The organism is Krasilnikovia cinnamomea (assembly GCF_004217545.1).
Taxonomy (GTDB): Bacteria; Actinomycetota; Actinomycetes; order Mycobacteriales; family Micromonosporaceae; genus Actinoplanes; species Actinoplanes cinnamomeus.
In genome coordinates this window covers 2,757,442-2,769,669 of sequence record NZ_SHKY01000001.1, presented here as the reverse complement: position 1 = coordinate 2,769,669, position 12,228 = coordinate 2,757,442, and the positions used below count along the sequence as shown (strand labels likewise).

The 12,228-nt window shown below is 70.2% G+C and carries 10 protein-coding genes, 1 tRNA gene and 1 other RNA gene; 9 read left to right on the top strand and 3 right to left on the bottom strand.

Annotation, left to right across the window (positions count from 1 at the left end; translation table 11 throughout):
- Positions 1-51: 51 nt before the first annotated feature.
- A tRNA-Ser gene (locus EV385_RS12435) sits at positions 52-139 on the bottom strand.
- Positions 140-219: 80 nt separating this feature from the next.
- Between EV385_RS12435 and ffs the strand changes: the two genes are divergently transcribed.
- From ffs to EV385_RS12390, 9 genes are all read left to right on the top strand, one after another.
- Positions 220-316, top strand: an RNA gene (gene ffs, locus EV385_RS12430) — signal recognition particle sRNA small type.
- Between the two features lie 130 nt (positions 317-446).
- Positions 447-3,350 carry a DNA polymerase III subunit gamma and tau gene (locus EV385_RS34295; protein ID WP_207229814.1) on the top strand — a complete coding sequence of 968 codons (2,904 nt, stop codon included), beginning with the start codon at positions 447-449 and terminating at the stop codon, positions 3,348-3,350.
- 98 nt (positions 3,351-3,448) lie between these two features.
- Positions 3,449-3,757, top strand: coding sequence for a YbaB/EbfC family nucleoid-associated protein (locus EV385_RS12420; protein WP_242625284.1), 309 nt, complete (start codon positions 3,449-3,451; stop codon positions 3,755-3,757).
- Between the two features lie 4 nt (positions 3,758-3,761).
- Complete coding sequence (gene recR, locus EV385_RS12415) at positions 3,762-4,355, top strand: recombination mediator RecR (protein WP_130509614.1); 594 nt, start codon at positions 3,762-3,764, stop codon at positions 4,353-4,355.
- A 357-nt stretch (positions 4,356-4,712) separates the two neighbouring features.
- Entirely contained in the window at positions 4,713-5,708 is a 996-nt protein-coding gene (locus EV385_RS12410; RefSeq protein ID WP_130509613.1) for an ABC transporter permease, read from the top strand.
- A gap of 137 nt (positions 5,709-5,845) precedes the next feature.
- On the top strand, positions 5,846-7,573 hold the full coding sequence (locus EV385_RS12405) for an ABC transporter substrate-binding protein (RefSeq protein ID WP_242624846.1): 1,728 nt from the start codon (positions 5,846-5,848) through the stop codon (positions 7,571-7,573).
- Positions 7,574-7,691: 118 nt separating this feature from the next.
- Positions 7,692-8,693, top strand: coding sequence for an ABC transporter permease (locus tag EV385_RS12400; RefSeq protein ID WP_130509611.1), 1,002 nt, complete (start codon positions 7,692-7,694; stop codon positions 8,691-8,693).
- Between the two features lie 13 nt (positions 8,694-8,706).
- A complete protein-coding gene (locus tag EV385_RS12395; protein WP_130509610.1) occupies positions 8,707-9,774 on the top strand; it encodes an ABC transporter ATP-binding protein in 1,068 nt (355 codons plus the stop codon).
- A 17-nt stretch (positions 9,775-9,791) separates the two neighbouring features.
- On the top strand, positions 9,792-10,829 hold the full coding sequence (locus EV385_RS12390; protein WP_130509609.1) for an ABC transporter ATP-binding protein: 1,038 nt from the start codon (positions 9,792-9,794) through the stop codon (positions 10,827-10,829).
- A 93-nt stretch (positions 10,830-10,922) separates the two neighbouring features.
- On the opposite strand, the gene EV385_RS12385 is transcribed toward EV385_RS12390, so the two are convergent.
- Both EV385_RS12385 and EV385_RS12380 read right to left on the bottom strand, forming a co-directional pair.
- Positions 10,923-11,306, bottom strand: coding sequence for a hypothetical protein (locus EV385_RS12385; protein ID WP_130509608.1), 384 nt, complete (start codon positions 11,304-11,306; stop codon positions 10,923-10,925).
- Entirely contained in the window at positions 11,306-12,013 is a 708-nt protein-coding gene (locus tag EV385_RS12380; RefSeq protein WP_130509607.1) for an HNH endonuclease family protein, read from the bottom strand. Before EV385_RS12380 ends, EV385_RS12385 begins: the two co-directional genes overlap by 1 nt.
- Between the last annotated feature and the right edge of the window lie 215 nt (positions 12,014-12,228).

The following is a 12,228-nucleotide window of genomic DNA, read 5'->3' as shown; positions in this document are numbered from 1 at the left end:
GCCGACAGGGCGGGACTGGAAGGTCCCGCCCTGATCACGGCTCGATGTGCGTGGCGGAGGATACGAGATTCGAACTCGTGAGGGTGTTAACCCAACACGCTTTCCAAGCGTGCGCCCTAGGCCTCTAGGCGAATCCTCCGTCGCACAGGATACAGAACCGTGCGGCCGCGCTTGCGCCACCACCCTGGGTCCCGCCCCGGGGCGTTGGGTACGCTGATGGGCAGCCCCTCGTGCGGCGTGCATCTCGTGAACCTCCCCAGGGCCGGAAGGCAGCAAGGATAAGCGGGCTCTGACGGGTGCACGGGGGGTCTCTTCGTCTCCTGAGCCCGCCGCCTGCCCTGTCCGCGCCCCCGGTGACCAGCGCCCGAGGGTCACCCGGGCGGGATGGCGTTTGGTGTTGTCACACCCTCGGCGGAGAATGGCGCGGTCGAGAGGAGGCGGCAGGAGTGGCACTCGCGCTCTACCGCAAGTACCGGCCCCGCACCTTCGCCGAGGTCATCGGGCAGGAGCACGTCACCGAGCCGCTGTCGCAGGCGCTGCGCAGCGGCCGGTTGCACCATGCGTACCTGTTCTCGGGGCCGCGCGGCTGCGGCAAGACCTCCAGCGCCCGGATCCTCGCCCGCTCGCTCAACTGCGTGCACGGCCCGACCCCGGAGCCGTGCGGGGTCTGCCCGTCCTGCCGTTCCCTGGCCACCGACGGGTCCGGCTCGATCGACGTGATCGAGATCGACGCGGCCAGCCACGGTGGCGTCGACGACGCCCGCGAGCTGCGGGAGAAGGCGTTCTTCGCCCCGGCCAGCAGCCGTTTCAAGATCTACGTGATCGACGAGGCGCACATGGTCTCGTCGGCCGGGTTCAACGCGCTGCTCAAGCTGGTCGAGGAGCCACCCGACTACGTCAAGTTCATCTTCGCCACCACCGAGCCGGAGAAGGTGCTCGGCACCATCCGCTCCCGCACCCACCACTACCCGTTCCGGCTGATCCCGCCGGCGGTGCTGCGGCCGTACCTGGCCCAGCTGTGTGAGGCCGAGGGGATCGCGGTGGAGCCGGCGGTCTTCCCGCTGGTCGTGCGTGCGGGCGGTGGCAGCGCCCGGGACACGCTGTCGGTGCTGGATCAGCTCATCGCGGGCGCCGGGCCGGAAGGCGTCACGTACGGCCGCGCGGTCGCCCTGCTCGGCGTCACGGATGCCGCGCTCATCGACGAGATGTGCGACGCGCTGGCGGCCGGCGACGGGGCGGCGGCGTACGCGACGATCGACCGCGTCGCCGAGGCCGGTCACGATCCGCGCCGCTTCGCCTCCGACCTGCTCGAACGGCTGCGGGATCTGATCGTGCTCCAGCAGGTGCCGGACGCCGTGGCCAAGGGCCTGATCGACGGTCCGGCCGACCAGCTCGAGGCGATGGGCGCGCAGGCCACCAGGCTCGGTCCGGCGACCCTGTCGCGTTGCGCGGACATCGTGCACAACGGGCTGGTCGAGATGCGTGGCACGACCGCCCCCCGCCTGCTGCTCGAACTGGTCACGGCCCGGATGCTCCTGCCGGGCGCCGAGGACTCGACCGGCGCGCTGCTGCAGCGCCTCGAACGCATCGAACGCCGCGTGACCCTGAGCGGTGACGCCGGCACGGCCCCGGTGGCGGGGCAGACGGCTCCGGTAGCCGGACAGACGGCTGCGCACGCTGGGGGCGGATCTCCGCCGGTGGTGGCGGCGGAGCAGGCGGGCGGGGGCGGGGGTACGGGCCTGTCGGCGGCGCGCGCCGCAGCGGCGGCTGCCGGACGCCGATCAGCCACGGAGCCAAGCCCCGGTACGGACCCCGGCGCGCCCGCCGAATCCGCGCCCGCCGAGGGCCAGCCCGCGCCCAGCCATCCCCCGCAGGCGCCTAGCCAGCCCTCGAAGGGGCCCGGCCAGCTTTCGCAGGCACCCGGCCAGCCCTCGCGCGCGCCCGGCCAGCCTGCGCGCGCGCTCGGCCAGCCGTCGCAGGCGCCGGGCGCGTCGGCGCACGAGACCGTCCGAGTTCCGACCGGGAGCGTCCAGGCCCAGGCCGAGGTCGTCCAAGCCCCGAGCGGGCCCGTCCAAGCGCCGACCGGGACCGTCCAAGCCCAGGCCGAGGTCGTCCAAGCCCAGGCCGGGAGCGTGGAAGCGCCCGAGCCGAAGGCGGCGGCCCGCAGTGTCGCCGAGCCCCCGGCGGCCCCGACCGAGATCGAGTCGACGGATACGCCGGACGGCCGGGCGACAGCCGACCCGGGACGGCTCACTGTGGACGCGGTCCGCGAGGCGTGGCCCGAGATCATGACGGCGGTCGGGCACAAGAGCAAGAAGATCGCCGCGCTCGCCCAGGGCGCCACCGTCCGTGACCTCGACGGCCAGACGCTCGTCCTGACGTTCCGGTTCCCGGCGCACGCGAAGATGGTGGCCTCCGATCCGACCCTGATCTCCGACGCGCTGTACGAATCGCTCGGCGGCCAGTGGCAGATCCGCTGCGATGTCTCCGGTGAGGCTGGCGGGACGGCCAGCCCGCCCTCAACTGGCCGGCGTTCCGTGCCGAGTCAGGGCGGTTCGCGTGGTCCGGCGCCGGACGCGCGCCGATCGCCGCAGGCCGGGTCCGCCGCGCCGGGCGGCGATGCCGCGGGCGGTGCGACGGCGGGCCCCGTTTCGGGATCCACCCGGCGGCGTGAGCCGTCACCCCAGCCCGCGCCGGGCGACGAGGGCGACGACTGGCCGGAGCCGGCGCGCCCTGGTGGCGGGTCGACGCCGGCCGAGCCGCCAACACCGACCGCTGAGGACCGTGGTCCAGGCGGGTCCGGCGATCGCGGCCCGACCGCTGACGGCCCTGGTCCGGGCGGGCCCGCCGACCGGGGCCCGACGGCGAACGGCAACGGCGTCCGCCCGCGCGGTCCAGGTGCGGCTGCCGCCTCCGGTGGTCTCGCCGCCGCCCGTGCCGCCGCCGCGAACGCCGCCAGGTTGGGTGGCGCCCGCGCCGGTGCCGCCGGGCTGTCCGCGCCGGCCGGAACGACACCCAAAGCAACGGGAACGACACCCAAAGCAAACAACCCGACGCCGAAAGCCCACGGCCCGACGCCGAACGCAAACAGCACGACGCCGAGGGCGAACGGCACGACGCCGAAGGCGACGCCCGGGGGCTGGTCGGACGGGTCACCGGCGGAGGAGCCGCCGTACGACCCCGAGTACGACGGCCCGGTCCGGGGGGTCGCGGCGTACGAGGGCTTCGATCCGGGTGACGAGCCGCTCGACGACGTGATCGACGAGAAGACCGCGCGGGAGAGCAGCGAGCAGCAGGCCGTACGGCTGCTCCAGGAGGCGTTCGGGGCGGAGAAGATCGGCGAGGCCTGACCCGCCGTCCGCGCGGACCGCGCTGCCGCCCACTACGCTGAGCGGGCGAAAACCGACGACCCGAGGAGCCGGCCGTGCGTCCTGGTGGACAGCCGAACATGCAGCAGATCATGAAGCAGGCCCAGAAGATGCAGCAGCAGGTCGCGCAGGCGCAGGCCGAGCTGGCTGCGGCCGAGCTGACCGGCACCGCGGGCGGTGGCCTGGTGACCGTGACGGTGACGGGGCTCGGCGAGTACAAGTCGGTCAAGATCGACCCGAAGGCGGTCGACCCGGAGGACTTGGAGACGCTGGAGGATCTGGTGCTCGCGGCCCTGCACAACGCCGCCGAGGCGCAGCGCGAGCTGACCGAGCAGAAGATGGGACCGGCCACGGGTGGTCTCGGCGGCCTGGGCCTGCCGGGGTTCTGATTCCGTGTACGAAGGTGCCATCCAGGACCTGATCGACGAGCTGGGGCGGCTGCCGGGCGTGGGCCCGAAGAGCGCCCAGCGGATCGCTTTCCACATCTTGTCCACAGACCCGGCCGACGTGAACCGGCTGGCCACCGCGCTGCGCAAGGTCAAGGAGCTGGTCCGGTTCTGCACGACCTGCTTCAACGTGGCCGAGTCGGAGCAGTGCCGGATCTGCCGCGACCCGCGGCGCACCAATGAGGTGCTGTGCGTGGTCGAGGAACCCAAGGACATCGTGGCGATCGAGCGTACGGGCGAGTTCCGGGGGCGCTATCACGTTCTGGGCGGGGCCATCAATCCGCTGGAGGGGATCGGTCCGGACAACCTGCGCATCCGCGAGCTGCTGGCGCGGCTGGGCACGGGCGAGGTCAAGGAGTTGATCCTGGCCACCGACCCGAACACCGAGGGGGAGGCCACGGCGACGTACCTGGCGCTGATGGTCAAGCCGATGGGCGTCGCGGTGAGCCGGCTGGCCAGCGGCTTGCCGGTGGGCGGTGACTTGGAGTATGCGGATGAGATCACGCTGGGTCGTGCGTTCGAGGGCCGCCGGGCCGTCTGAGATTCCTCCCCGTTACGTCCATTTCGCTTCCTAGCAGGCCATCTACGCGATACCGTCCGTTTGGAACGCGCGGAGGTCACGATGGCGTCACGGTGGAGACACGGAACTGACCGTGTAGACCATGCAGCCTTGACCCCGGCCAAGCTGTAGGTGAATGTTCCTAGCGATGGCGGCACACCCGCCGTCGAGTGCCTTCGGAAACCCGGCCGGACCTGGCAGGGATTCGAGGGTCGGCACTCGAGGCTTGCGATAACCGATCGGTTGCCGGGCGCTGCGGGAGCCATCGCATCCGGTCGGCGGCGTAGTCGGACGGGTGCTGTGGTCCGGGCTTCGGTGGCCGGGGAAGGACCGGCGTAGATGTCGATCGGCCCAGAGGCGACCACCGAGCAGTTAACCTCCTCGGACGGCGCCGCGCGGGAGCCTGGCGAGAAGGCGATCGCGGGTCGTTCGCTCAAGCAGATCGCCTGGCGCCGGCTCAAGAAGGACAAGGTCGCGATGGCCGGCGGCGTCGTCGTGGTCTTCCTGACCTTCATCGCGGTGATCGCCCCGCTGCTGACCAAGTGGTTCGGCCACCCGATCGATGAGTTCCACATCGACAAGATCGACCCCACGTTCGGGACGCCGATCGGCCCGTGGGGCGGTATCAGCTCGGACTTCCTCCTCGGTGTCGAGCCGACGTCGGGCCGCGACGTGTTCAGCCGGATCGTGTACGGCGCGCAGACCTCCCTGTCGGTCGCCTTCCTCTCCGCCTTCTTCTCCACGCTGCTGGGCGTACTGTTCGGCCTGTCCGCGGGCTACCTCGGCGGCTGGGTCGACTCGGCGATCAGCCGGGTGATGGACTTCCTCCTCGCGTTCCCCCAGCTGCTGTTCGCGATCGCGCTGGTCTCGGTGCTGCCGGACACGATGTTCGGCCTGGGCGACCGCTGGTCGCGGGTCGGCATCCTCGTCGTGGTCATCGGCTTCTTCGGCTGGCCGTACATCGGCCGCATCGTCCGTGGGCAGACGCTGTCGCTGCGTGAGCGCGAGTTCGTCGAGGCGTCCAAGAGCCTCGGCGCCCGCTCGCCGCGGATCCTGTTCAAGGAGCTGCTGCCCAACCTGGCGGCGCCGATCCTCGTCTACACGACGCTGATCATCCCGACCAACATCCTGACCGAGGCCGCGCTGAGCTTCCTCGGCGTCGGTATCCCGCCGCCGTGGCCCTCCTGGGGCGGCATGCTGTCGGACGCGATCGCCACGTACCAGTCCGACCCGATGTACATGATCGTTCCGGGCATGATGATCTTCATTACCGTGCTGGCCTTCAACCTCTTCGGTGACGGCCTGCGCGATGCGCTCGACCCGAAGGCCCGGTGACACCGCCGGCCCGGTGACCGCCGGGCCGGCGGCCATCGCACGATCCGCGGCGCCGCGAGGTTCCGCTGTTCAAGAAACTAGGAGGACAGGTGGCTAGTAAGGCGAGGGTGGTGGCGGCTGCAGGTATGGCCGTCGCTGTGGGTCTCACCACCGCCGCGTGCGGTGGCGGGTCCAGCGACAAGAACGGCAGCACCACCACCACCGGCAAGACTGCATACAACGCGGCCACGACCTCGGTCGTGAACCCGGGTACCGCCAAGGGCGGCACGCTCGAACTCTGGAGCGCCCAGGACGCCGACTCGTGGGACCCGGTCCGCGGGTACTACGCCTTCGTGTGGAACCTCAACCGGCTCTACACCCGCAAGCTCATGGACTACGCGGGCGCGGTGGGCAAGGACGGCCTGAAGCTCCAGCCCGACCTGGCCGCGGCCGAGCCGGAGATCAGCGCGGACAAGAAGACCTACACCTTCAAGCTGAAGCCGGGCATCAAGTTCGACGACGGCACGCCGATCACCTCCAAGGACATCAAGTACGGCGTGGAGCGCGTGTTCGCGCAGGACGTCGTCCCCGGTGGCCCGGTGTACCTGATCGACCTGCTCGACCCGAAGCACGAGTACAAGGGCCCGTACAAGGACACCGACCCGAACAAGCTGGGTCTGAAGTCCGTCGAGACGCCCGACGACTCGACGATCGTCTTCAAGCTGGCCAAGCAGTTCGCGGACTTCCCGTACCTGCTGGCCATGCCGGGCGCCGGCCCGGTGCCGCAGAAGCGGGACACCGGCGCGCAGTACGGCAAGAAGCCCGCCTCCTCCGGCCCGTACATGATCGAGTCGTACGACCCGGGCAAGAGCGTCAAGTGGGTCCGCAACCCCAACTGGGACCAGTCGACCGACACGATCCGCAAGGCTCTGCCGGACGCGATCAACCTGACGATCACCACCAACGCCGATGACCTGGACAGCCGCCTGATCGCCGGCACCGCGGACCTCGACGTCGGCCAGACCGGTGTGCAGGCCGCGGCCCGCGCGAAGATCCTGCAGGACCCGAACCTGCGGGCCAACGCGGACACCCCGATCACCGGCTTCATCCGGTACGCGGCGATCGGCCAGAAGGTCGCGCCGTTCGACAACGTCGAGTGCCGCAAGGCCGTCATGTACGCCGCCGACCCGACCGCGCTGCAGGCCGCGCGGGGTGGCCCGGTGGCCGGTGGCGACATCGGCACGAACATGCTGCCCCCGAACATCGGTGGCGCGGACCCGTCGTACGACCCGTACGGCCGGGCCCAGGGCAAGCCGCAGGTCGACAAGGCGAAGGCGGCCCTGCAGGCGTGTGGCAAGCCGACCGGGTTCAACACGGTCATCGCGGTCCGCAACAACAAGCCGGCCGAGATCAAGACCGCCGAGGCGCTGCAGGCGTCGCTCAAGACCGTCGGCATCAACGCCAAGATCGACCAGTACGACGGTGCCCAGATCGCGTCCGTCGTCGGCTCGCCCGACAACGCGCACAAGAAGGGCTACGGCATCATGATCGCCGGCTGGGGTGCCGACTGGCCCTCCGGTACCGGTTACCTGCAGGCGTTGGTCGACGGCCGGTTCATCCTGCCGAACGGCAACTTCAACCTGCCGGAGATCAACGACCCGGCGATCAACGGCCTGTTCGACCAGGCCGCGCAGGAGACCGACCTGACCAAGGCGTACGGCCTGTACAACCAGATCAACACCAAGGTCATGGAAGGCGCGTACTACCTGCCGTTCGTCTTCGACAAGGCGCTCAACTACCGCAACCCGCGGCTGACGAACGTCTACGTCCACGACGCCTTCGGCATGGTGGACTTCCAGGCCCTGGGCGTCAGCGCCGGCAAGTAGCAGCATCCCCGCCCGCACGCACGTGCCGGGAAGAACGAAGGGCAGGTGAAGGCCGCCCGCAGTGGGCGGGCGTCGGTCCCACAAGGATCGGCGCCCGCCCGCTGTTCGGCCGAACGTCGTGTTGGCATACATCATTCGGCGCCTCCTCAACGCCGTACTCACGTTGCTCGTGGTCACGCTGGTGACGTTCGGGATCTTCTTCATGGTCCCGAAGATCACCGGAAGCGACCCGGCGCTGCTCTACATCGGCAAGACCGCCGACGCGGTCTCCGTGGAGGGCATCCGGACCAAGCTGGGTCTGGCCGACCCCGTGATCGTGCAGTACGGCAAGTTCCTGAAGGGGCTCGTCGTGGGCCGCGACTACGCCAACGGCCCGGACGTCACACACTGCCCGGCACCGTGCATGGGGTACTCGTTCAAGACCGACGAGGAGGTCACCCCCAAGCTGCTCGGTGACCTCCCGGTCACCATCTCGCTGGCCATCGGCGCGGCCGTCATCTGGCTGATCATGGGAGTCGGCGCCGGTGTCATCTCGGCGCTGCGAAAAGGCAGCCTGCTGGACCGGGCGGTGATGTCCACCGCGCTGGCGGGCGTCTCGATGCCGATCTACTTCACCGCGCTGCTCTCCTCGGCCATCTTCGTGTACTGGCTGGAGTGGCTACCGAATCCGGCCTACACCCCGTTCACGGAGAATCCGGTGCAGTGGGCGTCCGGCCTGATCCTGCCGTGGATCACTCTGGCGTTCCTGTTCGCCGCGACCTACGCCCGGCTCACCCGTGCCAACATGCTGGAGACCCTGGGTGAGGACTACATCCGTACGGCGCGGGCCAAGGGCCTGCGGGAGCGCTCGGTGATCAGCAAGCACGCGCTGCGCTCGGGCCTCACCCCGATCATCACCATCTTCGGTCTGGACCTGGGTGCGCTGCTCGGCGGCGCCATCCTCACCGAGACCGCGTTCAACCTGCACGGGATCGGCCTGCAGGCGCTCACCGCGATCCGGGGCAACGACCTGCCGATCATCATCGGGGTCACCCTGATCGCCGCGTTCTTCATCGTCATCATCAACCTGATCGTGGACTTGCTCTACGGCGTCATCGACCCGCGCGTGCGGCTGAGCTGAGGGGGAGGACCACATGTCGATCGACTCGCTGGCCGGCGCTGCCCGCCCGGCCCACCAGGCAGGCCGCCCGTACCTGGAGATCAAGGACCTGATGGTCCGGTTCGAGACCGACGACGGCATCGTCAAGGCCGTGTCGGATTCCTCGTTCGCCGTGGACCGCGGCCGCACCCTCGGCATCGTGGGCGAGTCCGGCTCCGGCAAGAGCGTCACGTCGCTGGCCATCCTCGGCCTGCACCGCACGCGCAGCAACGCCAAGGTGTCCGGCCAGATCTGGCTGGACAACCAGGAGCTGGTCACGGCCACCGACGAGCAGGTGCGCAACCTGCGCGGCGGCAAGATGTCGATGATCTTCCAGGATCCGCTGAGCGCGATGCACCCGTACTTCACGGTCGGGTCGCAGATCGTCGAGGCGTACCGGGTGCACAACCCCAAGGCCAGCAAGAAGGAGGCGCGTACCCGCGCCATCGACATGCTGGCCCGGGTCGGCATCCCGCAGCCCGAGCGGCGTTTCAACGACTACGCGCACCAGTTCTCCGGCGGTATGCGCCAGCGCGCGATGATCGCGATGGCGCTGGTCAACGACCCGTCGCTGCTCATCGCGGACGAGCCGACCACGGCCCTGGACGTGACTGTCCAGGCCCAGATCCTGGACCTCATCCGGGACCTGCAGGAGGAGTTCGGCTCCGCCGTCATCATGATCACCCACGACCTCGGGGTCGTGGCCGAGCTCGCCGACGACGTCATCGTCATGTACGGCGGGAAGATCATCGAGCGCGGTCCGGCGCACGCCGTCTTCGAGCAGCCGCAGCACCCGTACACGTGGGGTCTCCTCGGGTCGATGCCTCGCCTCGACCGTGACCTGCGTGAGCGCCTGAACCCGGTCAAGGGTTCGCCGCCCAGCCTGATCAACCTGCCCTCGGGCTGCGCCTTCCACCCGCGGTGCCCATACGCCGGGCTGAACGGCGACCGGTCGTTCACCGAGGTGCCGGTGCTGCGCGGCGGTCACCACGCGGCCGCGTGCCACCTGTCGCCGGAGCAGCGCTGGGAACTCTTCCAGCGCGACGTGGCGCCGAACCTGTGAGCGGGAGTGACAAGACGATGAGCGAGAACCTGCTCGAAGTGACGGGCCTGCAGAAGCACTTCCCGATCACGAAGGGTCTGTTCAAGCGCCAGGTCGGCGCGGTGCGCGCGGTCGACGGCATCGACCTGGCCGTGCGCGCTGGCGAGACGCTGGGCGTGGTCGGCGAGTCCGGGTGCGGCAAGTCCACGGCGGGCCGGCTGTTCACCCGGATCCTGGAGCCCACGGGCGGCCGGATCACCTTCGAGGGCCGGGACGTCTCGCACCTGTCCACGGCCGCGCTGCGCCCGTTCCGCCGCGACGTGCAGATGATCTTCCAGGACCCGTACTCGTCGCTGAACCCGCGGCACACCGTCGGCTCGATCATCTCGGCGCCGCTGCAGATCCAGAAGATCCCGACGCCGCAGGGCACCAAGAAGGCCGTGCAGGAGCTGCTCGAACTCGTCGGCCTCAACCCGGAGCACTACAACCGGTACCCGCACGAGTTCTCCGGCGGCCAGCGCCAGCGCATCGGCATCGCCCGGGCGCTCGCGCTGCGGCCCAAGCTCATCGTCGCGGACGAGCCCGTCTCCGCCCTGGACGTGTCGATCCAGGCGCAGGTCGTCAACCTGCTCGACGACCTGCAGAGCGAGTTCGACCTCACGTACGTCTTCATCGCGCACGACCTGTCCGTGGTGCGGCACATCTCCGACCGGGTCGCGGTCATGTACCTGGGCAAGGTCGTGGAGATCGCCGAACGGGACGCCCTGTACGCGAGCCCGCGGCACCCGTACACGGTGGCCCTGATGTCTGCCGTGCCGGTGCCGGACCCGAGCCGCCGCGATCGCGCGCAGCGCAACCGGGTGCTGCTCACCGGCGACGTGCCGAGCCCGATCAACCCGCCGTCCGGCTGCCGGTTCCGGACCAGGTGCTGGAAGGCGCAGGAGATCTGCGCGACGGAGGAGCCGCCGCTGGTGCCCCGCGCGGGTGACCCGGCGTCGCACCAGACCGCCTGCCACTTCCCGGTGGTCGAGGGGGAGGCCGTGCAGGGGCGGAGCCCGGCGGGCGCCTCCGCCTGACGCGTTCTAGCGCTGCGGCTGCCGATCCCCGGTGGGATTGGCAGCCGCTTGCTCGTCAGGGGGTAGCGGGCGGGGTACTTCGCCCGCAGATGGTTAGCCCTGTGGGCGGTGGAGCAGGCCGAGTGCGATCGCGTGCACTGCGGGGAGGTCGGCCGGGTCGCTCAGGCGTGTGCGGCCGCCCGTGATCACGTACCACTCGTCGGCGTCCTTGTACTGCACGTGCAGGGTGACCTCGTCGCCTGACAATTCGGTGCGCAGGGTCAGGTCGCCGGTGACGACGCCGACCTCGTCGGTCATCACACCGCCGGGTCCGGCGGTGAAGTCGGCGGTCCGGCTGGCAGTCGCGGAGGGGTCGGCGGTTGGCGCCGGACTGGCGCTGGTGGCTGGGTTGGCGGTGGTGGCTGGGCTGGCGGTGGCTGGGCTGGCGGCGGTCGTCGGGCTGGCAGGGGTGGCGGCGGGGTTGGCCGGGTCGGACATCAGCAGGTCTCCAGCATGTCGGCTAGGGCGGCCTTCTCGGCCGAGGTGACGGTCAGCTTCCAGTGACTCTTCACCGCTACCCAATCCTGCGCGTACTCGCACCAGTTCTCGCGGGCCGGAGGCTTCCAGGTCGATGGATCCTGGTCGCCCTTCGCCCGGTTGGAGCCCTGCGACACCGCGACGAGCTGCGGGTCGTCCAGGTCGTTCGCGAACTGCTCCCGCTGCGGGGTGCTCCACGCGGACGCGCCGGAGCGCCACGCGTTGGCCAACGGTACGACGTGGTCGATGTCGACCTGGGCCGGCGTGTCGATCACCTTGCCGTCGTACACGCTGGTCCAGCTGCCTCCGACGACGTTGCACCCCGAGGTCTTGACGTTGGTGCCGTCGCGCTTGAGGACCGAGTCGCGGACGTCGCAGTTGGCGCCGGTCGACTGCCAGTGCGGGAACTTTGCCCGGCTGTAGCCGCGCATCGAGCCCGGGGCAGCCACGGTGAGCGCGTCGAGCTGCTGCGCCGCTTCCTTCGCCGTCCCGGGCGCGCGGCCGGTCGAGTCGGGATCACCGGCGGCCGGATTGCCGGGCGTGACGGTGCAGCCGCTGATGGCGCCGATGACAAGGGCGACGGTGGCGATCGAGAGGGCAGCGCGGGGGATGACGGCGCGGGGGGACACGCGGCCATCGTATGAGCGCGACGCCCGACTGGTCGGCATCGTCACCTTTGCCGGGACCATTCGGCGCGCCATCGCCCGATGACCCCGCCGCGCCGTCGCCCGGTTACGCGACCGTGCCGTCGCCCGGTTTCGCCGTCGCCCCGGGCCGGTTTCGCCGTCGTGCTGTAGGTCTTTGAGGACTTCGGGTCAGGTGCTCGCCTGATGTCTTCAAGATCTGGGGGGGTGTGGCTGCCAGTACGGCGTGGAGGGCGGCG

Coding starts and splice junctions, on each gene's coding strand:
- EV385_RS12420 (WP_242625284.1), top strand. CDS start 3,449: ATGCAGCAGATCATGAAGCAGGCCCAGAAGATGCAGCAGCAGGTCGCG.
- EV385_RS12410 (WP_130509613.1), top strand. CDS start 4,713: ATGTCGATCGGCCCAGAGGCGACCACCGAGCAGTTAACCTCCTCGGAC.
- EV385_RS12395 (WP_130509610.1), top strand. CDS start 8,707: ATGTCGATCGACTCGCTGGCCGGCGCTGCCCGCCCGGCCCACCAGGCA.
- EV385_RS12390 (WP_130509609.1), top strand. CDS start 9,792: ATGAGCGAGAACCTGCTCGAAGTGACGGGCCTGCAGAAGCACTTCCCG.
- EV385_RS12385 (WP_130509608.1), bottom strand. CDS start 11,306: ATGTCCGACCCGGCCAACCCCGCCGCCACCCCTGCCAGCCCGACGACC.
- EV385_RS12380 (WP_130509607.1), bottom strand. CDS start 12,013: ATGCCGACCAGTCGGGCGTCGCGCTCATACGATGGCCGCGTGTCCCCC.